General features: G+C 51.7%; 21 protein-coding genes. 6 read left to right on the forward strand and 15 right to left on the reverse strand.

Going from position 1 to position 20439, the window contains the following annotated elements; translation table 11 throughout:
• Positions 1 to 40: 40 nt before the first annotated feature.
• The 6 genes from TREAZ_RS14525 to TREAZ_RS14550 form a co-directional block, all read right to left on the reverse strand.
• A complete protein-coding gene (locus tag TREAZ_RS14525) occupies positions 41 to 934 on the reverse strand; it encodes a carbohydrate ABC transporter permease (RefSeq protein WP_015712645.1) in 894 nt (297 codons plus the stop codon).
• Positions 935 to 943: 9 nt separating this feature from the next.
• A complete protein-coding gene (locus TREAZ_RS14530) occupies positions 944 to 1681 on the reverse strand; it encodes a carbohydrate ABC transporter permease (RefSeq protein ID WP_201764774.1) in 738 nt (245 codons plus the stop codon).
• Between the two features lie 430 nt (positions 1682 to 2111).
• Positions 2112 to 2291, reverse strand: coding sequence for a hypothetical protein (locus tag TREAZ_RS14535; RefSeq protein ID WP_015712647.1), 180 nt, complete (start codon positions 2289 to 2291; stop codon positions 2112 to 2114).
• Between the two features lie 59 nt (positions 2292 to 2350).
• Positions 2351 to 3451 carry a Gfo/Idh/MocA family protein gene (locus TREAZ_RS14540; RefSeq protein ID WP_015712648.1) on the reverse strand — a complete coding sequence of 367 codons (1101 nt, stop codon included), beginning with the start codon at positions 3449 to 3451 and terminating at the stop codon, positions 2351 to 2353.
• Between the two features lie 15 nt (positions 3452 to 3466).
• The gene (locus TREAZ_RS14545; RefSeq protein WP_052297695.1) at positions 3467 to 4354 is read right to left on the reverse strand and encodes a sugar phosphate isomerase/epimerase family protein; all 888 of its coding nucleotides are present in this window, start codon (positions 4352 to 4354) and stop codon (positions 3467 to 3469) included.
• A gap of 124 nt (positions 4355 to 4478) precedes the next feature.
• A complete protein-coding gene (locus tag TREAZ_RS14550) occupies positions 4479 to 5702 on the reverse strand; it encodes an ROK family transcriptional regulator (RefSeq protein WP_015712650.1) in 1224 nt (407 codons plus the stop codon).
• Between the two features lie 67 nt (positions 5703 to 5769).
• On the opposite strand from TREAZ_RS14550, the gene TREAZ_RS14555 reads away from it, so the two are divergent.
• From TREAZ_RS14555 to rpe, 4 genes are read left to right on the forward strand one after another with little or no spacing between them, the layout of a single operon-like run.
• A complete protein-coding gene (locus TREAZ_RS14555) occupies positions 5770 to 6666 on the forward strand; it encodes a sugar phosphate isomerase/epimerase family protein (protein WP_015712651.1) in 897 nt (298 codons plus the stop codon).
• A gap of 5 nt (positions 6667 to 6671) precedes the next feature.
• Complete coding sequence (locus TREAZ_RS14560; protein ID WP_015712652.1) at positions 6672 to 7730, forward strand: galactitol-1-phosphate 5-dehydrogenase; 1059 nt, start codon at positions 6672 to 6674, stop codon at positions 7728 to 7730.
• Positions 7727 to 8770, forward strand: coding sequence for a zinc-dependent dehydrogenase (locus TREAZ_RS14565; protein ID WP_015712653.1), 1044 nt, complete (start codon positions 7727 to 7729; stop codon positions 8768 to 8770). The genes TREAZ_RS14560 and TREAZ_RS14565 overlap by 4 nt, the downstream gene beginning before the upstream one ends.
• A 1-nt stretch (position 8771) precedes the next feature.
• Positions 8772 to 9443, forward strand: a complete 672-nt coding sequence (rpe, locus tag TREAZ_RS14570) for a ribulose-phosphate 3-epimerase (RefSeq protein WP_015712654.1) — start codon at positions 8772 to 8774, stop codon at positions 9441 to 9443.
• Here the strand turns inward: rpe and TREAZ_RS14575 are convergent.
• Positions 9440 to 10309 (reverse strand): MBL fold metallo-hydrolase, encoded by an 870-nt coding sequence (locus TREAZ_RS14575; protein WP_015712655.1) that lies wholly within the window; start codon positions 10307 to 10309, stop codon positions 9440 to 9442. The genes rpe and TREAZ_RS14575 overlap by 4 nt on opposite strands.
• 59 nt (positions 10310 to 10368) lie before the next feature.
• Between TREAZ_RS14575 and TREAZ_RS14580 the strand changes: the two genes are divergently transcribed.
• On the forward strand, positions 10369 to 10815 hold the full coding sequence (locus tag TREAZ_RS14580; protein ID WP_015712656.1) for a PTS sugar transporter subunit IIA: 447 nt from the start codon (positions 10369 to 10371) through the stop codon (positions 10813 to 10815).
• A gap of 11 nt (positions 10816 to 10826) precedes the next feature.
• Here TREAZ_RS14580 and TREAZ_RS14585 read toward each other — a convergent pair whose 3' ends face one another.
• On the reverse strand, positions 10827 to 12017 hold the full coding sequence (locus TREAZ_RS14585; protein ID WP_015712657.1) for a hypothetical protein: 1191 nt from the start codon (positions 12015 to 12017) through the stop codon (positions 10827 to 10829).
• Between the two features lie 47 nt (positions 12018 to 12064).
• Here TREAZ_RS14585 and TREAZ_RS14590 point away from each other — a divergent pair, with 47 nt between their 5' ends.
• Positions 12065 to 13930 (forward strand): glycoside hydrolase family 5 protein, encoded by a 1866-nt coding sequence (locus TREAZ_RS14590; RefSeq protein ID WP_015712658.1) that lies wholly within the window; start codon positions 12065 to 12067, stop codon positions 13928 to 13930.
• Between the two features lie 41 nt (positions 13931 to 13971).
• Here the strand turns inward: TREAZ_RS14590 and TREAZ_RS14595 are convergent, their stop codons facing one another.
• The 7 genes from TREAZ_RS14595 to eno all read right to left on the reverse strand — a co-directional run bounded on the left by TREAZ_RS14595 (position 13972) and on the right by eno (position 20382).
• On the reverse strand, positions 13972 to 14658 hold the full coding sequence (locus tag TREAZ_RS14595; RefSeq protein WP_052297696.1) for a transglycosylase SLT domain-containing protein: 687 nt from the start codon (positions 14656 to 14658) through the stop codon (positions 13972 to 13974).
• Positions 14659 to 14703: 45 nt separating this feature from the next.
• Complete coding sequence (locus TREAZ_RS14600; RefSeq protein WP_015712659.1) at positions 14704 to 15882, reverse strand: phosphoglycerate dehydrogenase; 1179 nt, start codon at positions 15880 to 15882, stop codon at positions 14704 to 14706.
• Positions 15883 to 15915: 33 nt separating this feature from the next.
• The gene (serC, locus tag TREAZ_RS14605; protein WP_015712660.1) at positions 15916 to 17019 is read right to left on the reverse strand and encodes a 3-phosphoserine/phosphohydroxythreonine transaminase; all 1104 of its coding nucleotides are present in this window, start codon (positions 17017 to 17019) and stop codon (positions 15916 to 15918) included.
• A 51-nt stretch (positions 17020 to 17070) separates the two neighbouring features.
• On the reverse strand, positions 17071 to 17643 hold the full coding sequence (locus TREAZ_RS14610) for a CoA-binding protein (RefSeq protein WP_015712661.1): 573 nt from the start codon (positions 17641 to 17643) through the stop codon (positions 17071 to 17073).
• A 510-nt stretch (positions 17644 to 18153) separates the two neighbouring features.
• Positions 18154 to 18534: a type II toxin-antitoxin system VapC family toxin gene (locus tag TREAZ_RS14615; RefSeq protein WP_015712664.1), complete on the reverse strand. Its 381-nt coding sequence runs from the start codon at positions 18532 to 18534 to the stop codon at positions 18154 to 18156.
• Entirely contained in the window at positions 18527 to 18973 is a 447-nt protein-coding gene (locus TREAZ_RS14620) for a hypothetical protein (RefSeq protein ID WP_015712665.1), read from the reverse strand. The genes TREAZ_RS14615 and TREAZ_RS14620 overlap by 8 nt, the downstream gene beginning before the upstream one ends.
• A 107-nt stretch (positions 18974 to 19080) precedes the next feature.
• Complete coding sequence (eno, locus tag TREAZ_RS14625) at positions 19081 to 20382, reverse strand: phosphopyruvate hydratase (protein ID WP_015712666.1); 1302 nt, start codon at positions 20380 to 20382, stop codon at positions 19081 to 19083.
• Positions 20383 to 20439 lie beyond the last annotated feature (57 nt).

Below are 20439 nucleotides of genomic sequence, written 5' to 3' on the forward strand. Positions count from 1 at the left end.
CGTAATCACCTAATCTCTATGAGATCTGTGACTGCTCACCCTAATAACCGACATTCTCTCTGACCTTCTCATTCAACTTATTGAAAACATAGGTAAAAATAAATATCATTATAAATATAACAACCGCGATGGCCGTGGAATATCCAAATTTGTTATCAACAAAGGCTTGCCGGAATATATACAAAGCAGAAACCATGGTAGCGCCGCCGGGCCCTCCGGCAGTCATGGTATAAATTAAGTCAAAGGCCTTAAAACCTCCAATCAGATGGAGAGTAGCGCAGGTAAATATGGTTGGCATCAGCAGGGGCAATATAATACGGAAAAATTGTTTAGGCCTGCTGGCTCCGTCCACGGCAGCCGCCTCCAAAAGCTCCTGCGGGATATTCATCAGGGCTGCCGATATAATCACCATGCCAAATCCGGACCATTGCCAAACCGCAGGAAAAAAAGCGGCAAATATCGCGGTATTGGCTGTACCCAGCAGGTTCAGCGGCTCCATGGGATTAATCAAATTAATTCTAACCAATAAGGCGTTTAACAAACCCAAGGTCGGATTGAAAATGAGAGACCACAGCAACCCCACAGCCACCAGGGACATCATCATGGGCATGAAAAGAATGGTCCTGCTTAAGCCAGCCATTACCCGCGCTGTAGTGGTATATTCAACCAGCATTGCCAGAATAAGGCCACCGATAGGAAGAATCACGACACTCAAAAGCACCCATAAAAAAGTGAGCCGCAGGGAATGCCAAAAAGTTTCATCCGTCAGAAGGTGGGCATAATTTCCCAGGCCGATGAATTTCTTAGGCCCCATGCCGCTCCAATCATTCAGGGAAGTTTCCAGAGCGCCAGCTATAGGATAATATAAAAATAGTATCAGCATTGCCGCTGCAGGGAGAATAAACAAATAGGGTGTATAATTCCTTTTCTTCATAACCATCCCCTAACCTTTTACCGCACCCGCAGTGAGGCCTTTAATAAAATATTTCTGCAAAAATAAATACAATATCAGTACCGGCACAACAGTCATGGTCAATGCTGCAAAAACCCCGGGCCAATCGCTTTGATATGCGCCGAAGAAATTCTTCAATTCCAGGGTTATGGTGCGGGAACGTTGCTGGCTAAGGAAAGTCAAGGACAGCAAATATTCATTCCAGACACCCAGGGCCTGAAAAATGATCACGCTGGCAAATATAGGCATCGTAAGGGGCAGCAGAATACGGAAAAAATACTGCAGCCGGGAGCAGCCATCGATTTCAGTGGAATCATCTATTTCCTTGGGTATTTCCCGAAAGGCATTTACAAAGAGCAATGTAGAAAAGGGAATGCTCCCCGCAGCTACAGCAAGCATAACAGACCCCAAAGTGCCCAATAGATGCATATCGCGGAACAATACAAACAGAGGGATCAAAATTATCTGGGCCGACACCATTTGGCCGCTGATAATGGCCATATATAAAAAACCCCGCCCCTTAAACTGCATACGGGCCAGAGGATATGCGGCGAGAGAAGATAATACTACCGTAATAATTACCGTTGTCACGGTAAGGATAATGGAATTTCTCAAAGCATAACTAAAATGGCCCCTATCCCATGCCCGGACAAAAACGCTAAAATCCAAACCGGTCGGCAAGCCCAGGGGATTTGTATACAATTCATTATTGGTCCTGAATGAATTCATAACCATCCATATCAAGGGGAAAAAACAACAAATCATTATAACCAGCATGATAAGGATAATGACACTCTGGCTGACGCTAAAGGAGTTTTTCCGCACTTCCGATTTCCCTTCCTCACCTTATATTAAACCATCTAAACAAAATCTTTTAAGTTAGACCAGATAAGATAATAATAACCTCGGTTTATGGATTTGTCAAGTAAAATTTTCAAAAACTTTTCAAAAAGCTTATAAAACCCATAACCAACCCCGCCGCAGAGTGGTCGGGGTTGGTTGTTCTTTAAAGGTATTAGACTCGGGTACATACCCTCGCTACGAATCAATCTTGTTGAATATAAATTCGTATTATTTCAGTATAATTTATAGGATATAATACTGTTATTATTGCATTGTTTTTTTCAATATCATGGCAATGAACGCGGCGCTGAATGAATCAACACCCTACTATCGTAATCTCATCTTTTGCTAACCACTTGAGCCGCTCGCCCCAGGACGGTTTTTTCTTGCGGCGGCCAAAAATAAAGAGATAGCGCTCCTCAGGAGGCAGCATATAATGATCAAAAGGATTACAGGGACCGGTAGTATTAAAAAACCGAACTTTCCGCTTTTCCATCTTATCCAAAGTATACCTTGAGATGGCAAAAAAGAAAACGCGAGGCTTCTGGGTTTTCCCTAAAATGGATTCCCCATCTTATAAAAAGCCCCGTCCTTGAATCCCGCAGGGTAGTTCTGCTCAGGCAGTACCCTTTTCAGTTCCGCGATGGCATCTTTCACTTCGCCTTGAATGGGAATATCCACACGGATGTTTTCCAGGGCGCTCTTGTAGAGGCCCTCGATGATCTCAAAGCCGTGGAGGCTTATGTCGATGTTGCAGGAATGTTTTTTCTTGTCATCGTCAAGCCATTCGGCAAAGTCGCGGTAATAGGGGGTTTGGGTATCTTCACACTGGATGCCGAATTTGGGGTACTGGAAGAGTTCCACCTTGCCCTTGGTTTCGGGGGTGAAGAAGCCGCAGCAGCCATTGGTTTCGGCCCAGGCGTAACCGTGCTTCCCATAAACGGTAATGCGGTTATTGCACCAGAATTCTTCGTCGCTCATGGTAAAGGGGGCAAGGTATCCGCTTTCGATGAGGAGGGTGGCGCCGTTTTTTAGGCGGGCTTCGCCAAAAAGAAAATCCGGCGATGGGTGGTTGTCGCTGAGCTTGGTGCGGCCGTGGGCATGGCCCACCACCCATTCGGCGCCTACGCCCCCGTTCGCCCAGAGGGCATAATCCACGAAGTGGGTACCCAGCTGGGAAGCCCAGGGGCGCATAAAGATACGGATCAATTCAGGCTCGCCTATGACGCCTGAACGCACCACATTATACATTTGCTGCATCTGGGTCATGTACTTTTGCTGATGGCTGATGATGGCCTTTATTTTGTGGGCGCTGCAAATTTTTGCCATTTCACGGGCATCGGCGAGGGAGACAGCCATGGGCTTTTCAAAGGAAAGGCCCTTGACATTGTACTTGGCGCCGAGCTTGACATACTCCATCCTGATCTCAGGATGGGTGACAAAAGCAAAAACCTCGGCCTTGGTTTTTGAAAGCATTTCTTCGGCAGAAGAAAAGACCGGGCATTTGACATTGAATTTTTCGACTGCCAGTTTTACTGCTTCCGGCTTGGGATCAAAAATACCCAAAAGTTCAAAGCGATCGGGGTTTTCCAGAATGCCTTTAAGATGGATCTTTCCCCGGCTTCCAAGGCCGGCTTGCACAATAGTATGTTTCATCGTTTTCTTCTCCTGTTATAGATTTATACCCAGTTCTTTTCCGGTTTTGCGTACATATTCTGCAGCGCTGTCATATTCAGCTTCAGTTTTAAGATGTTCCAGCATAAAGGGGATGGGACGGGAAAGTCCCTCAATCTGCCGCATAAAGGTTTTAAGATCTATATTTCCCTGGCCCATGAGCACTTCTTCCAGAATCACGCTGATGGAGGGTTCCTTCATCTTGATATCTTTTGCATGGCAGGACACGATCCGGTCGCCGAAACGGCGTACGCATTCCTTGGCTATATCGCCGGAGGAAAAATATGCCCTGGGACAGTTGATAAGATTTACCAGATCCAGGTGGACGCCGAATTGCTTGCGATCCACCGCTTTGATAAGCCGTTCGATATTTTCAACCGAATCTGTAATATCAAAAGGAAAAATTTCGTACGTGAAAAAGGCAGTCTTGGGTTTGACGGTATCAAGGAAATAGCGGGCCATCTCCACTGCTGCCTCGAATGCTTCGTCGGTAAAATTCAGGGCTTTATGCTGGGAATTGCCGTTGCCATGGCAGTAGGAGCCAAAAATATTCACCGAACAGACGGCGCCGATTTCCTCGGCAAGATAAAGGGAATCAAGCTGGCGGTTCCGGTGATAAGCCCGGCTTTCCGCTTCGGTATCCATAATATTTTCCCAATAGCCTGCTTCCGAAAGCATGACACCTTCTTTTTGAAAGGCCTCCCTTGTTGCCATGACAAGGGCGGTATCTTTGGCATCGATCTGGGGAACATAGGCAGCGGTGAATCCTTTTTCCTTGTGTTTCCTTGCAAGAAGTACCGGATCAATCCCTGCCGCGCCGTGGCTTTCGCCTGCCCCTGCGGCCTTTTGCTGGGCCATGAAGACTGGCCCTCCAAGTTTAATCATAATCTTTCCCTTTACTTCAACCTATTAAATTAGAGCATTTAATAAAACACTAAAGCAGATTTGATGATTTGTCAAGTAAACGCCTGGTCTTGAAAAAAGCCGGCGATGCTATCGCAGCGGGCTGCTATATCGGCAGGGTTCGCCTTGCCCAAAGGGCGTTGGTAAGCGCCCGTGAAGCGCCTATGGCAGTCGAGTATTCATCCATGGTCCCAGCGGTGAGGATGACGCTGCGGTTGGCTTTGGTCACCAGGTGCTCTTCCATGCTGGCTTTTATCTTGTCCAGAAATGTAGAATCCCCGCACATGAGTCCGCCGCAGATCACAACCCTGTCGGGATCGAGGATGTTGACTGCCATGGAGACGCCTATGCCGATGTTTACTGCCGCATAATTGATGATCTTAAGGGCGGGTTCATCGCCTTTCCTTGCAGCTTCGAAAACCATTTTGGTGTCTATCAGCGAAGCATTGCCCCCGCAGAGTTCCGCGATCTTTGATCGGGCATGGTGGGAGATAATGGTCTGCGCCTGGCGGGCTATGGCTTCGCCCGAAGAGACCGCTTCGAGGCAGCCCCTGTTGCCGCACTTGCAGAGGGGGCCGTCACGATCAACCACGCAGTGGCCAAGTTCGCCGGAAATTCCCCCAGCGCCGTCGTTGAGGGTTTCGCCGGTGATGATGGCAGCGCCTATGCCGTAGCCCAGGTTTACGCAGAAGGTAGTTTGGATTTCGTCAGTTCCCAGAGCCTGGCTTTCGTTCACCGCCAGGGCATGGGTGGAATTTTTTACCAGCACCGGATAGGGCACGCCGGCCTGGAGCCAGTCCTGAAGGGGTATGTCCTTCCAGCCGAAGTCGGGGGCTACGATGAGTTTCCCCGTGCCCTTTTCGATGAGCCCCGGCATGGCCATGCCTGCGCCGAGTATGCGGGCAGGATCGATCTTGAGCTTCTTGACAAATTTGAGCATGAGCTTTTTTACATGGGTGATGAATTCTTTTTCCGGGAAGGGGTCCCCTGTAGGCTCCTTCATGGATGCGGTTTGTTTGCCTGCGGCATTATTCACAATGATGCGGACAGTACTGCGGCCTATATCGACTCCTATGGAATAAAATGCTTCCGGCTCTATGGCGAGGATCTCGGGCTGCTTGCCCACGCCGGATTCAACCTTGCCTTCGGAGCGGACTGTTTTCTTTTCGAAGAGATCGTCTACAATAGCCATGACCGTAGGGATACTCAATTCCAAACGCTTTGCGATGGCAGACCTGTTGATGGGGCCTTCCCTGGAGATGCACCTGAAAACATTGTACTTGTTTGTCTGTGCGATCTGGAACTGGTTAAGCTTCTTGTCGTAAGGCATAGCTAGAGAGTAACCCTATTGCAAAAATTGGTCAACTTATCTATTTTAACTTAGAGGTATTAAATTAATGAGCTACCGTCTTGGAATCAATCTTGGCTTTGCCATCAACAAGTACATTGAGCCCGAGGTCTGGGCTTCCATAGTGGGGAAGGACCTGGGCCTCAGGTACGTGCAGTTTGTCGCGGATCTCCTCAACCCCTTTTGGCCCAAGGAATATATCGAAAGCCAAATCAAGCGGATTCTGGCAGCTACGAAAGAAAACAACATTTTTATAGAAAGCCTTTTTACCAGTTCGTTCACCCGTGTTAACCACCTGATGAACCCTGACGCCGAAGCCCGCAGACTCTGGATCAATTGGTTCAAAAGCTTCCTGGATATTGGCAGCAAGTTCGGCGCGAAAAACGCGGGCTCCCATTTTGGGATTATGACTTTTGACACTTATAATAATGAGGACAAGCGCAAATTCATTCTTGACGAGGCTGTCAAAGGCTGGCAGGAGCTGACTTTTTATGCCAAAGAGAAGGGCTATGAATGTCTCATTTTCGAACCCATGAGTGTGCCCCGTGAAATGGCGAACACCATCGAGGAAACAAAAGAGCTCCTGGCCCTGGTGAATGCCCACTCCGGGGTTCCCCTCAAGGTATGCCTTGACGTGGGCCATGCTCCCCATCCTTCCCAGCGGGACCCTTATCCATGGATCGAAGAGTTGGCTGCGGTAAGCCCCATTATACACCTGCAGCAAACGGTGCTGCATAAGTCCAACCATGCCCCTTTTACCGCAGAGAACAACAAAACCGGGATCATAACCCGCGAAAAGGTAATGGAAACCGTAAAAAAGGCGGGCTGCACTGATGCCCTCTTTGCCTTTGAAATTTCCCACCGGGAACATTGGGACACGGATTTTAAGATTATCCAGGATCATAAAGAAAGCGTTGATTACTTCAGGGCTGTGATAAAGGAATAGGAAGCATGAAAAACACCATGATGGCCTGCAATCTTCACGGCATTGGAGATCTGCGTTATGAAGAAGTGCCAATGCCGAAGCTTGAAAAAGATGAAGTATTGCTGGAGATAAAAGCAGCGGGCATCTGCGGCTCGGACATACCCAGGGTCTTTGAAAAAGGAACCTACCACTTCCCCACCATACCGGGCCATGAATTTGCAGGGACAATAGTGCAGGTCAACCCTGGGGACGAAAGCCTCATAGGAAAGGCGGCGGCGGTATTCCCCCTCATCCCCTGCGGGAAATGCGAAGCCTGCCAGATTGGCGAGTATGCCCAGTGCCATGATTACGATTACTACGGTTCGAGGCGCGATGGCGCTTTTGCGGAATATATCGCCGTTAAAAAGTGGAACCTTGTTTTTGTGCCGGAAAGCGTCTCCCTTGAGCATGCTGCCATGTGCGAACCCTGCGCAGTGGCTATCCATGCCTTAAGCCAGGTAGGCATAGGCTTGGGCGACACAGTCGCGATTTTTGGGGCAGGGACCATAGGCCTCCTGGCTGCCCAGATTGCCAAGGGCTGGGGCGCGAGCCAGGTGGTGCTGGCGGATGTGGACAAGGCCAAGCTTGATTTTGCCCGCGAACTGGGCTTTACCCACATAATTGACAGTAAAACTGTTGATCCCGCCGAGTACATTAAAAGCATTACTGCGAACCGGGGGGCGGACGCAGCCCTAGAAGCCGCAGGGGTTTCCGCTACAGTGGAAGCATGCCTTAAATCAGTCAAAACCTTTGGGAAGGTTGCCTTGATGGGGAATCCGGCGAAAAATATGGATATCAGCCAGAAGGCCTACTGGGAAATATTAAGGAAGCAGCTTACCCTGAAAGGGACCTGGAATTCAGGGTATAATGATGCCCACAATGACTGGCGGCTTGCAATCAAGTGCATGGAGAACGGTGTTTTCGATCTTTCAAAATTGATAACCCACCGTTTCAGCCTTGCTGAATGCGGCAAGGCTTTTGACCTTGCCCGAAAGCGGGAAGAATTTTGGGTTAAAATTATGTTTGTGAACAAGGAGCAGCAATGAAAGCAGCAGTGTATCTCGACAAAGATAAAATGGAAGTAAAGGAAGTCCCCACGCCAAAGCCCGATGCAGACAGCATACTGGTAAAGGTGAGGGCCTGCGCGGTCTGCGGTTCGGACATACGCATATTCCACCATGGCAATTCCCGGGTAAAGCCCCCTCAAATCCTGGGCCACGAGGCAGCCGGCGAGGTTGTCGAGGCCGGGGCCAATGTGACCCGCTTTAAAAAAGGCGACAGGGTCGCCATTGGTGCGGATGTACCCTGCGGCGAGTGCCCTTTCTGCGAAGCGGGAATAGGCAACAACTGCCAGATAAATTACGCCATGGGCTATCAATTTGCAGGCAGCTTTGCAGAATATGTGCTCCTCAATAAAACAGTGGTCAACTACGGCCCGGTGCATAAAATACCCGCCAATCTGGGCTGGGACGAAGCAGCCCTGGCCGAACCTCTTGCCTGCGTGCTTAACGCGGTAGAACTCACCAATATACGCCTGGGCGACACGGTGGTCATAATCGGCGCAGGTCCAATAGGCTGCATGATCATCCCCATCGCCTATATGTCGGGGGCTTCAAAAGTAATTGTAGTGCAGCGTTCCCGCCCCCGGCTCGAAAACGCCCGGAAGTTCAATGCCGATGCCTATATCTGTTCAAGCGAAGAAGACGCCATCAGCCGGGTGCTCGAAGAAACCGGGGGCCTTGGCGCGGATGTTATTTTTACTGCGAATCCTTCGCCTCAGTCCCATGCGGATTCCCTCAAGATGGCAAAGAACCGCGCGCGTATCAACTTTTTCGGCGGCCTCCCAGCCGGCAGCACTGTTACGCTTGATACCAATATCATTCATTATAAAGAGCTCATAGTATGCGGTGCCCACGGTTCCCTGCCCCGGCACCACCAGCAGGCACTGGATCTCATCGCCGCAGGAAGGCCCGACATCAAGCCCTTCATCTCTCATCATTTTGCCCTGGATGATATTAACGAAGCTTTTGCAACCGCCGAAGGGCACAAGGGCATGCGGGTAGTTGTCCAGCCCTGGGGAGCCTAGAATGGGAAAAGCCCAACTCGCGCCCTCAATGATGTGCGCGGACATTTTCAAGCTAGGCGAAACCATACGGCTCTTTGAAAAACTCAATGTGCCATATCTGCATATCGATGTCATGGACGGCTCCTTTGTTCCGAACCTCATGCTGGGCACAGCCGAAGTAAAACAGATGCGCCAATTTTCCGGCATCCCCATGGACATACACCTCATGATAGAAGAACCGGGAGACAAGATAGAATGGTTTGCCCCGCAAAAAGGGGACTATGTTTCCGTCCACGTTGAAACCACAAGACACATCCAGCGGGTTCTCGCCAGAATCCGCAGCCTGGGGGCAAAGCCCATGGCGGCCCTGAACCCAGCCACCCCCCTCTCCATGATCGAAGAGATATTCCCCGATGTGGACGCCATCCTCGTCATGTGCGTAAACCCCGGCTATGCTGGCCAAAAGCTGGTTCCCCAAACCCTGGAAAAGATCAGCCGACTGCGATCCCTGCTGGACGACAAAGGCTTTGAGAAGGTCGAAATCGAAGTGGATGGAAACGTGACCCCGGAAAACGCAGTAAAAATGCGAAAAGCCGGTGCGGATATTTTCGTGGCCGGCACTTCGCTGATCTTCAAGCCTGGGGATATGGAAGAGCATATACTGGGCTTTTACAAAGAGATGGAGAAGCTCTAGCCCTTCTCGTAAATAAACTTCTCCCCCAAAGCCGAGATATGAAACCGCTTCCAGGGGCAGAGCCGGTACATATAATCTGCAAAGAGCGCCGGGTTTTCGCTGTTATTGCTGAACATATTGTAATGGGTGGGGATCACCAGATCTATGGGGATTGCCATGGCCAACTTTACCGAGTCAATGGCGCTCATATTCCCTATGCAATCTTCGGCTGTGCGCATCCAGTCAGTCCCATTGATGGGGAGCATGGCTATGTCCAGGGGGCCCAGGGCCTTGAGGGTTTCCACCAGGGCCGTGGTAACCCAGGTGTCCCCAGGGTGGTAAATTTTGAGGCCATCTGCTTCGATCACAAAGCCCAGGCTGGTGCAATCGCCATTTGCGTCTTGTTCAGCCTCGTCCTGGATAAAACGGGTATGGACAGCGGCTACAGGATGCACAACAATGCCCCCAAGGCTGGTTTTTTCCCCTGCTTTTGCGCCAATAACCCTGGATTCATCGATTCCAGCCCTTATAAGCTTGTCCCGGCTGGGGTTGGGCACGATAAAGCGGGCCTTGGGACAGGCTTTTGCCAGGGGGATGAGGGTTTCGAGGTTGAGGTGATCGCTATGGTCATGGGTACAAAACACATAATCGGCCTTTTGCGGCTCCTGGGGGCCAAAGGGGGCATCAAAACAACGGCGGCTTTTCCCCTGGGCATCAAGAAAATCGTTGAGGATCACATCAAAATAGAGGGTCTCCCCGCCCAGATTCAGGGCAAAACCATGCTGCCCCAGGAACCAGATATGGGCACTGTTGGGGTTCGGCTTTGACCCCCTGATTTCGTCCAAAAGGGCCTGCCCTTGCTTATACCAGCGGATTTTCCCATCCATTATTCAAATCCCCTTAACAAATCTTGACTTTTCGTTATTACGGCTTTACACTAGATATCATGAACCTGAAAACAGTCTTAACCAAAGAAACCATCAGCCTCCACCTCAAGGGAACCAGCAAAGAAGAAATCATCAGTGAGCTTCTCGATATCCTGGTAGGGGCCAAAAAAATAGAGGATCGCCAGGCGGCCTTTACAGCCATCATGGATCGTGAACAAAAAATGTCCACCGGCATGAAGCACGGCATCGCCATTCCTCACGGCAAGAGCCCCACCATTCACGATCTGGTAGCCTGTATTGGTGTATCCGATAACCCTGTGGAATTCGACGCCCTTGACCATGAGCCATGCCGGATCTTCATCATGACCCTTTCCCCGGTAGAAAAAACCGGACCCCACCTTCAGTTCCTTGCCGAAATCAGCCTGCTCTTCAAAAGCGCTGAAAAACGGCAGGAAATCCTGAACGCAGGGTCTTCCGAAGAAATACTCAAAGTACTTTCGGAATAACAGCCTCTTCCTTAATTCCCTATTTTACGCAGGGCATCTGCGGCCAGCCTTTTAACGCTGTCGGTCTGCTTGGGGTGCGCCTGTACCCGGAGAAGGACAGGGCGGGAGCTGGCACGGCCTGTAGCGCCGATATCACCCAGAGCGGGAATGATTACCCGGACCAATTGATCGTCGCTCCTTGTATTGGTGCCATCCACCACCCTCTGATGGAGGTTCAGGAGATACTCGGAAAGGAGCCTCGCTGAATCTTCCGAGGCCAGGGCCTTAAGGGCTTCCAGAGCTGCAAGCTGCTCATCCCTGTCGCCGTTTTTGTAGGACTTGTCGATCTGGGGATAAACTGCCGTGTCCTGGGTGCCGTAGCTGCGGATCATGGCGAGGGCCAGCTTCCGCATCTGGGAAAGTTCCAGGCGCTGGTGCACATCGCTTGTGGAGGCTATCCAGCCGGCGGTAAGGGCAGCCACCGCCACGGAAGCTTTATGCTCATCCGTGGATTGAGACCTTTGGCCAGTGCGCAGGGCCAGGTGCTTGATATCGTAGGCGTAGCCGGGGCTGGCCAGAATTTCCAGGAGGAATTCGGTGGGGTCATCCATGATATTGGGCAGGGAGACAGAAGCCTGGCTCTTGATGCGTTCAGCATACCAGCCTACAGAAGCAAAAAACACCGGGAGATACCCTGAAGGATCTTTGTAATTCTCCAGGGAAATTATAGCCCCATAGGCAATACGTTCAAAACGTTCCCGCATATCCCGGTCTGCCTGGGGCTGGGCATTCAGATCCTTGAGGAGCTGAACAACCTGGGGCAAAAGAGCCTTGTTCCCCGTCTGGCCCAGGGCTATCAGGGCATCAGACTTGACCAGGGCATTGGGGAAGTATTCCACAGTCTGCCAGAGGTTGCCTGCAGCGTCAGCGTACTTGGCCTCGCCAAGGCGGGTTGAAAGTATGCGGGCGGCGGCATCGGCTGCATCCCATTCGGAACGGGTCTTTAGATCCGGGAACTCCTTGATGAGCTTGTCCAGGGCCTTGGCGTAGAATTCCTCGGCCTCCGAAAGGGCTCCCTCGGAAACATTCTTTATGTAAACCAGCTGTTCTTCCACAGTATTAGCTTGGTCGAACATATCGGACCAGACAGCCACCTCTTCAGATTGCCCGAAGAGAGCCATCCCGGCAAAACCCAGTAAAACTACAATTAATATACGTTTCATAGTGTTTTTATTATGATATAGTAAGTTATTATTTTCAAGGGAGAATTATGAAAATACAAGGCCCCCATATATTCGACGATTCAGGCAGAACCCTGCTGCTCAGGGGGTGCAACCTGGGGGGCAGCTCCAAGCTCCCCTCCGCCCCCGTCGAAGCAGCCGGCCAGAACGCGCATTCCCTGGAAAACCCCGCCGAAGTTTCCTTTGTGGGCAGGCCTTTCCCCCTTGAGGAGGCAGAGGAGCGATTTGATCAACTCCGTTCCTGGGGCTTCACCTTTATCCGCTTTGTGCTTACCTGGGAAAGCCTGGAGCATGCAGGCCCAGGCATCTACGATGAATCCTATCTTGCCTATCTCCGAAAGCTCCTCATCATAGCGGAAAAAAAAGGAATCTCGGTCTTTATGGATCCCCACCAGGACTCATGGAGCCGTTGGACCGGGGGCGATGGGGCCCCTGCCTGGACTTTGGAGAAGCTGGGCATGGATTTAAGCCGCCTGGACGAGACCGGGGCGGCCATTACCCGCCAGCATTATGAAGAAGTCCGCCGCAAGCCCTATCCCCGCATGATTTGGCCGGTCAATTACAACCGCTATGCTGCTTTTACCCTCTTTACCCTCTTTTTTGCCGGCAATGCCTATGCCCCGGACCTGAAAATCGAGGGGCAAAGCGCCCAGGACTGGCTCCAGGAGCATTATTTCGCTGCTTTCAGGCACTGTTATCGGCGGCTCAAGAACTGCAAAGCCCTGGCAGGCTGGGGCGCCATGAACGAACCTCATCCGGGCCTCATCGGGTACAAGAACCTGGAAAACCTTGAAAATATCGTGGTGGCTTTTGGCGCTATGCCCAGCGCTTTCGAAGCCATGAAGGCGGCATCGGGGTATGCGGTTAAAGTCCCGGTCTGCGCCCCCTGGATCAAGGGCTATATAAAAAAGGGCAGCGAAACCATCAACCCCAAAGGGCTTTCGCTTTTCAAGGAAGGGTACGCCTGCCCCTGGAAGCAAGCCGGAATCTGGACGGACGAAGGCTGCCCGAAGCTTCTCAAAAAAGATCACTTTGCCTTGTATAAGGGGAAACCCGCAGATTTTGTGGAAGATTTTCTCAAGCCCTTCATCGTGAATTTTATTGACAGGATGAAGGAGGCGGACAGGCCCAGCCTCTTTTTTATAGAAGGCGTGAATAACGGGAGGCATCCCACCTGGTCGGCTGCTGACGGCGAGGGGGTGGTGAATGCCTTTCATCATTATGACGGCCCTACCCTTTTCCTCAAGTCCTTCCATCCGGGTTTTACGGCGGATCAGTTCACAGGCAAAATAATCCTGGGTAGGAAAAAGGTCGCAGCCCTGTATGCCCAACAGCTTAAAGCGGCAAAAGACTGGACAAAGGCACAAATGGGGAATATGCCCAGCCTCCTTGGGGAATTCGGCCTTCCTTTCGACATGAACAATAGACGGGGGTATAAAACCGGCGATTACAGCCTCCACGAGGAGGCCCTGTCCCTTTATTACGATGGGATAGACAAAAATCTCCTCCACTCCACTATCTGGAACTACACTGCGGACAGCACGCCCGAAGAAGGGGATCGCTGGAACGGGGAAGATCTTTCTATTATAAGCGGCGGCAAGCCCCGGGCCCTCAACGGCTGGAGGCGGCCCTACCCCATGGCAACAGCGGGCATGCCTCTCTCCATTGGGTGGGACAGGAAAACACGTTGCTTTAGCTACCGCTTTACGGCGGACCCAAAAATAGAAGCCCCCACGGAGATTTTCATTCCGTTGGAGTGTTTTGGAACCGATGTGGAAATTGCCACAACCTTAAAGCATGAATACAAGGGCGAAGAAGGAAGGCTCTATATTTATAATGAAGGCTTTGAAGGCGAAGCCGAGGTCAGCGTCCGCCCAGGGGCGCTAAAAGGCTGAACCTGAAACCAGCAGCGTCTTCAGCTTCCGCTTCCTGGGCTTCAGCAAGCTTGAGGGCCTCGGCGAGGAAAGCATCCTCGATCTTCTGCTGGCGTTTGAGTATGCGGGAAATATAGTCCAGGGTGTTTTTGGGGTCCCCCGTTTCGTACCCGCCCTGTGCCTGCGTTATACATGGCTAAACCCGCTACCTCAGTCCCTGCGTTATCCAGGCACCAGCGGAGATGGGAAAGGCCGTACCAGGCATTGATGCTGGGGTTATAGAAATCCTCTTCTTCAAGATCCGGGAAAGAGGCGCTGTTGAGCTGAAAAAGGCCCCGATCTATGGTAAGGTTGCGATTTTTTTTGTTGACAGCCCGGGGGTTATAGCAGCTTTCTTCCCAGCAGAGCGAAAAAGCCAGGGCCGGGGAGACACCGACGGCAGCGGCATTGCTTAAAACCACTGCCGCAAGCTCCCTGGAATTGGTGATCTTCTCAAAGAAAGCAACCACCTGATCCCGGGTCGTTTCATTTCTGTAGGCGTCGAGTATGGTGTCGGCGTTTTCGTGGGCAGTAAAGCCCGAAACAGGGCCTGCCAATTCCCTGAAGAAAAGATTTTCCTTTTCAGCTTCGCTTAGCTCGGCGGCTATTTGCGCAGGTTTCTCCTCATAGGTACAGGAAAAGATTGATAAACTGATCAAGCCAACTGCCAAAAACACCCAAAAAACCGTAAAAATTTCTTTTGTCCTCAATATGCCCCTAATATACTGATAATTACGGCAAGGGTAAATAGCTTTTCACCCTGCCCTGGTCTCGATGCTCCTTACCCGGATTATGCCTTCAACAGCCTTAATCTGGTTCAGGGCATCCGGGGAGATCGCCTGCTCGGTATCGATGATGTTGTAGGCATAGTCGTCCCGGTGGTGGTTGATGAGGTCGCCGATATTGATGCTGGCTGCGGCAAGTATCGTGGTGATCTGTCCCACCATGTTGGGGATATTGCGGTTCACCACGAGGAGGCGGTAGGGCACCCGCTGGTCGAGCCTGCAGCGAGGCAGGTTCACCGCATTCTTGATGGCCCCGGATTCGAGGAAATCCATGATCTGCTGAACCGCCATGACCGCGCAGTTGTCTTCGGCCTCGGGGGTAGACGCCCCCAGATGGGGGATGGAAATGACCTTGGGGCAGGCGAGAAGCTCAGCCGACGGGAAGTCCGTAACATAAGCCGCAAGCCACTCGGCATTGAGGGCGTCGATGATGTCCCCCTCGTTTACAAGGCCGCCCCGGGCAAGATTGATAATCCTGGCGTCCTTCTTCATAAAGCGGAATTTTTCAGCATCCAAAAGGCCCTTGGTAGTGTCAGCCAGGGGCAGGTGGAGGGTGATATAGTCGGATTTGGCAAGAAGCCCTTCCAGGGTGTCGGCCCGGACCACCGCACGGGAAAGGTTCCAGGCAGCCTCCACCGAAATGTAGGGGTCGTGGCCTATGACCTGCATGCCAAGAGCCACCGCGTCGTTTGCCACCATAACCCCGATAGCCCCGAGGCCAACCACTCCCAGGGTCTTGCCCTTGAGCTCGGGCCCTTCAAACTTGGATTTTCCCTTCTCCACAAGGTCGGGCACTTCGTCGGCCTTGTCCGCTATGGTACGGCACCAGTTGATGCCCCCGATTATGTTGCGGGACGAGAGGAGCATGGCGGTGATGGCAAGCTCCTTGACCGCATTGGCATTCCCTCCGGGGGTATTGAAAACCGCAATGCCCCTGCTGCTGCATGCATCGACCGGAACGTTGTTGTAGCCCGCGCCGGCCCGGGCAATAGCCAGCACTGTGTCGGGTATCTCCACAGAGTGAAGATCGGCGCTCCGCACCAAAATGGCATCGGGGTTGGGTATCTCGCTGGCTACTTCGTACTTGTCCCTGGGGAAAAGATCCAGCCCTATGGGGCTGATTTTATTCATGGTCCTGATTTTAAACACAAGCTGCTCCTTTGAAGCCGAAGGCTTCCCAGCCTAAAGGCTTCCCTCAAACTTTTCAGCAAATGCAATGAGGGCTTTAACCCCCTCGATGGGCATGGCGTTGTAGATGCTGGCCCTCATGCCCCCCACGAGGCGGTGGCCCGCCAGGTTCACCAATCCCGCAGCTCCCGCCTCTTTGACAAAGCGGGTCTCGATATCCTTGCGCTTTTCGGGATCGGTTTCCCTGGGTACAAAGGGGATATTCATGAGGCTCCGGCTGACCTTTTCCACAGGGGAGAGAAAGTGTTTTGATGATTCCAGATACGAATAGAAGAGATTGGCCTTTTCGCGGTTTTTTTGGGCAATAACCGAAACGCCCCCCAGGTTTTTGAGCCACTCAAGCACCAGCCCTATGATGTAGATGCCGTAGCAAGGCGGCGTATTGTACATGGAAGCTTCCGCAGCGTGGATGTCGTAGCGGAGCAGGGCCGGAGTCCAGGCCGGCGCATGGCCTATAAGATCCTCCCGGATTATAACCACCGTTGTCCCCGCAGGCCCCAAGTTCTTCTGGGCTCCGGCATAGAGCAGGCCGAATTTGGAGACATCCAGGGGCTCCGAAAGTATGCAGCTTGAAATATCCGAGATCAGGGGCACAGCCCCCGTGTCCGGAATGGAAGCCCACTTGGTACCCACAATGGTGTTGTTCAAGGTGATGTGATAGTAAGCCGCATCGGAATCGGCTTTGGGCGCAGCCGGGATGTAAGCGTAGGCCTTATCCTTGGACGAAGCGGGAATGGAAACCTCGGCATACTTGGCGGCCTCGTCGGAAGCTTTTTTTGCCCATACCCCCGTATCAATATAAACAGCCTTCTTTTTGGCGCTCCCTTGCTCCCCTGCCGCAAGATTGAGGGGGATCATGGAAAACTGAAGCGACGCCCCTCCCTGGAGGAAGAGAACCTTATAATTGGAAGGAATCCCCATGAGTTCCCTGAGAAGGGCCTCGGTCCTTTCGAAGATGGGCTTATAGTCCTTGGAACGATGGCTCATCTCCATTACCGACTGGCCTGTGCCGTTGGTATCGGTCATCTCTTTGGCGGCGCGTTCAAGCACCTCCAGGGGCAGGGCCGAAGGCCCGGGTGAAAAGTTGTATACACGCATGCAGAACTCCTTTTTAGCCTCCCCTGCGTAAGCAGGTTCTAAGCCGCTACTTTAATTTATGGCTATCGCCAAAGCTCTCAATTCATCCGCCACATAGACGTTCCTCACCGCCACCGAGGGCGGCACGGTCAGAACCTGGGGCGCAAAATTCACAATGCCCCGTATCCCCGAAGCGGCCAGCTTCTCTGCCGCAGCCTGGGCGTTCTCCGCGGGAACGCAGAGCAGGGCAATCTCAATTTCGAAACGGCCAATCACCTCGCCCATCTTGTAGGCAGGGTACAGGGGAACAGGGGACTTCAGGATCTCCGTGCGGTTCACATTGGTGTCGAACCCTGCGGCAAGCTCAAAACCGCCGAATTCCATGGTTCCGCTGTTAAGGTATGCCGATCCCAGCCGCCCCAACCCAACTACGCAGAATTTCCGCCGCCGATCAAGGCCCAAAGCCCTGCTGATAGCCGGAAGCAGAACCTCAGGCGCATAACCCGAGGACGAACCCACTGCAGCGCCCGTCTCATCGCCTCCAAGGTAGGAAATATCCTTCCTGATGGTATTGCTCGACCAGCCCGTGAGGGCTTCAATCTGGGCAGAGGTGAGAGGTTCCCCCGAATGTTCCAGTATCCTCATAAGGTGGAGAAGCCGTGCTTTTGCTACGAAAGGAATTAAAGGTGCCAGGCACCACCTCCTGTGAAATATTTCACAGATAGGATAGATAATTTGGGGAAATATGTCAAGAGGAATTCACAAGATTTTATAAAAAAGCGAAGGCGCCGTACCTTTCCCTTGGCTGGTTTAAGCCTTTGGGTTAAACACTTTAACTCGGTGGTATAAAAATTCATAAAAACGGTCAAAACAGCCATCAAAACAGAGTATTGATTCATTACCGGGAAGGTTTTACTATACACGCTTGCAGGTATATCATGCCGGCAGACGGCTCTGCGGATAAAAATGTATGGTCTATCATGGATTTTACCCCGCCGATGGGCTGAAACACACCGTTGTTTATACCTGTTGAACAGTATGTTTATATGTTTGGCATAAATGCTTTAAGGGACGGGGTTAAACACTTTAACGAAGCTGGTCAAATGCTTTGACCAAGCTGGACCCTCTGTCATAATTCCAATACCCTAACCATATTCAGATAATGGATTTAACCGTAAGTCCGGGCCAACGGAGGTTTAGTAAATGAGGATCATTGGAAAGAAGCGTAGCGTTTAATATGACGGCGGTTGCGGCGATGACTGCATCCGGCAGTTTGAGCTTGGTAGATCGGCGAATGGCAATGGTCTCGTATTTTATGGGATCGGTAATGGGAATCTCGACAAACCGGGCTAGAAAATCCTCTACTTCTTTCTGTTCTTCCTGGAGCATATTCGGTTTTGACAAGACTTCTATAGACGCAATAATACTCGCATATTGGTCAGATTCCCCCTGTGCATCAAGAAAGGATAAATCCAATGCTTTGTTGATATGGCTTATGAGTATACTGGAATCGGGTGTGAACCGGGCCTTAGCCATTAGCCGCCGTCTTAACGGGCTTTACCCAAGCCGCTTGCACCGCCGGGTCCCAGGGGTCATCCCATTCAGCACGCATTTCACGTACGGTTCTGACCGCTTCGTCCCAAAGTTCGCTATGTTCAAGATAATAACGGAATCTGCCCGCCATACGTCGGAATTCTTCGGCTTCCGCACCTACTGTCCGCCGCGCCGCTTCTTCCAATGCGCTTTCAATGGAAGTGAAAGAAAGGGGAAGGTCAAGCTGCTCAACCCGTTCCCGAATTTGGGATATTTCTTCCAACGAGGGAGGATCGGCAGAGGTATCATACGCATTAGGGGGTTCTGCCGGGGGCACAATGGTAAATACCACTGTTGCACCTGGGGTAAAGGCTTCCGGCAGGTCAAAATCCAAATGCAGATGCCGATCGGCAGGTATTTCGACGGTTCTTTCTATGACCATGATTTTAGAATAGTAAAAAAGGCATTGGGAGTCAATTACGCGGCGGCGCTGTTATAAGAAAGCTGCCCCATTACGGGCAGCTTTCTTTACACTTACCTGAAAAAATCTTACTTCTTAATGCTGTAGAACGCCTTCTTGCCCGCGTACTCGGCCACGCCTTCGAGTTCATCCTCGATGCGCATAAGCTGGTTGTACTTGCAGACACGGTCGGTACGGCTCATGGAGCCGGTTTTGATCTGGCCGGTTTCAAGGCCTACCACGAGGTCGGCGATGAAGCTGTCTTCGGTCTCGCCGGAACGGTGGGACACGATGGCGGTGTAGCCGGCGCGTTTGGCCATTTCGACCGCTTCGTAGGTCTCGGTGATGGTGCCGATCTGGTTCACCTTGATGAGGATGGAGTTGCAGGCGCCGAGGCCAATGCCTTTTTCGAGGCGCTTGGTATTAGTTACAAAGAAGTCGTCGCCTACGATCTGGATCTTGTTGCCCAGGGCCTTGGTCATCTTCACATAGCCGTCCCAATCGTCCTGATCAAGAGGATCTTCGATGGAGATGATGGGATACTTCTTTATCCAGTCGGTATAAATGCCAATCATTTCATCGGCGCTGAAAAGCTTGTCGGGGTTGGATTTCCAGAACTTGTAGCCTTTCTTGCCGCCTTCGCCGTAGAGCTCGGAAGAAGCGCAGTCCATGGCAATGCCGAACTGCTCCCCATCAGCTTTGTACCCGGCCTTTTCAATAGCCTTGACGATAAACTGCAGGGCTTCTTCGTTGCCGATGTCGGGAGCAAAACCGCCTTCGTCGCCTACAGCAGTGTTCTTACCGGCCGAGTGGAGAAGGCTCTTGAGGTTGTGGAAAACTTCGGCTGTCCAGCGGACAGCTTCCCTTATGGATTCGGCGCCCACGGGCATGACCATGAATTCCTGGAAGTCTATCTTGTTGTCCGAGTGCTTGCCGCCGTTGATGATGTTGGCCATGGGCACAGGGAGCAGGTTGGAATGGAAAGTCCCCAGGTACTTGTAGAGGGGGATGTCGAGGTAATTGGCCGCTGCCCTGGCTGCCGCCATGGACACGCCAAGGATGGCGTTGGCGCCGAGCTTGCCTTTGTTCTCGGTACCGTCGATTTCGATCATGGTGCGGTCAAGATTAACCTGCTCAAGGGCATCGAGGCCCTGAATCTCCGGGGCGATCACGTTGTTCACGTTGTCCACAGCTTTGAGGACGCCTTTGCCCAGATAGCGGCTCTTGTCGCCATCCCGAAGTTCCACCGCCTCATAATCGCCGGTAGACGCACCCGAAGGAACTGCAGCCCTTCCCGAAGAACCGTCTTCCAGGAAAACTTCCACTTCTACCGTGGGGTTTCCCCGGGAATCAAGGATTTCCCTGGCTTCCACATATTCAATGATACTCATATTTCCTCCGCTTTTGATATTTCTTCCTCTTAGTATCCTTTTTTGAACGCTTTAAGT

Origin of the sequence: Leadbettera azotonutricia ZAS-9, from assembly GCF_000214355.1 — a bacterium.
GTDB lineage: Bacteria > Spirochaetota > Spirochaetia > Treponematales > Breznakiellaceae > Leadbettera > Leadbettera azotonutricia.

Excerpts from the sequence above, each read along its gene's own strand:
- TREAZ_RS14525 (WP_015712645.1), bottom strand. The coding sequence starts at position 934 with ATGAAGAAAAGGAATTATACACCCTATTTGTTTATTCTCCCTGCAGCG.
- TREAZ_RS14530 (WP_201764774.1), bottom strand. The coding sequence starts at position 1,681 with ATGAATTCATTCAGGACCAATAATGAATTGTATACAAATCCCCTGGGC.
- TREAZ_RS14535 (WP_015712647.1), bottom strand. The coding sequence starts at position 2,291 with ATGGAAAAGCGGAAAGTTCGGTTTTTTAATACTACCGGTCCCTGTAAT.
- TREAZ_RS14540 (WP_015712648.1), bottom strand. The coding sequence starts at position 3,451 with ATGAAACATACTATTGTGCAAGCCGGCCTTGGAAGCCGGGGAAAGATC.
- TREAZ_RS14545 (WP_052297695.1), bottom strand. The coding sequence starts at position 4,354 with ATGATTAAACTTGGAGGGCCAGTCTTCATGGCCCAGCAAAAGGCCGCA.
- TREAZ_RS14550 (WP_015712650.1), bottom strand. The coding sequence starts at position 5,702 with ATGCCTTACGACAAGAAGCTTAACCAGTTCCAGATCGCACAGACAAAC.
- TREAZ_RS14555 (WP_015712651.1), top strand. The coding sequence starts at position 5,770 with ATGAGCTACCGTCTTGGAATCAATCTTGGCTTTGCCATCAACAAGTAC.
- TREAZ_RS14560 (WP_015712652.1), top strand. The coding sequence starts at position 6,672 with ATGAAAAACACCATGATGGCCTGCAATCTTCACGGCATTGGAGATCTG.
- TREAZ_RS14565 (WP_015712653.1), top strand. The coding sequence starts at position 7,727 with ATGAAAGCAGCAGTGTATCTCGACAAAGATAAAATGGAAGTAAAGGAA.
- rpe (WP_015712654.1), top strand. The coding sequence starts at position 8,772 with ATGGGAAAAGCCCAACTCGCGCCCTCAATGATGTGCGCGGACATTTTC.
- TREAZ_RS14575 (WP_015712655.1), bottom strand. The coding sequence starts at position 10,309 with ATGGATGGGAAAATCCGCTGGTATAAGCAAGGGCAGGCCCTTTTGGAC.
- TREAZ_RS14580 (WP_015712656.1), top strand. The coding sequence starts at position 10,369 with ATGAACCTGAAAACAGTCTTAACCAAAGAAACCATCAGCCTCCACCTC.
- TREAZ_RS14585 (WP_015712657.1), bottom strand. The coding sequence starts at position 12,017 with ATGAAACGTATATTAATTGTAGTTTTACTGGGTTTTGCCGGGATGGCT.
- TREAZ_RS14590 (WP_015712658.1), top strand. The coding sequence starts at position 12,065 with ATGAAAATACAAGGCCCCCATATATTCGACGATTCAGGCAGAACCCTG.
- serC (WP_015712660.1), bottom strand. The coding sequence starts at position 17,019 with ATGCGTGTATACAACTTTTCACCCGGGCCTTCGGCCCTGCCCCTGGAG.
- TREAZ_RS14610 (WP_015712661.1), bottom strand. The coding sequence starts at position 17,643 with ATGAGGATACTGGAACATTCGGGGGAACCTCTCACCTCTGCCCAGATT.
- TREAZ_RS14615 (WP_015712664.1), bottom strand. The coding sequence starts at position 18,534 with ATGGCTAAGGCCCGGTTCACACCCGATTCCAGTATACTCATAAGCCAT.
- TREAZ_RS14620 (WP_015712665.1), bottom strand. The coding sequence starts at position 18,973 with ATGGTCATAGAAAGAACCGTCGAAATACCTGCCGATCGGCATCTGCAT.
- eno (WP_015712666.1), bottom strand. The coding sequence starts at position 20,382 with ATGAGTATCATTGAATATGTGGAAGCCAGGGAAATCCTTGATTCCCGG.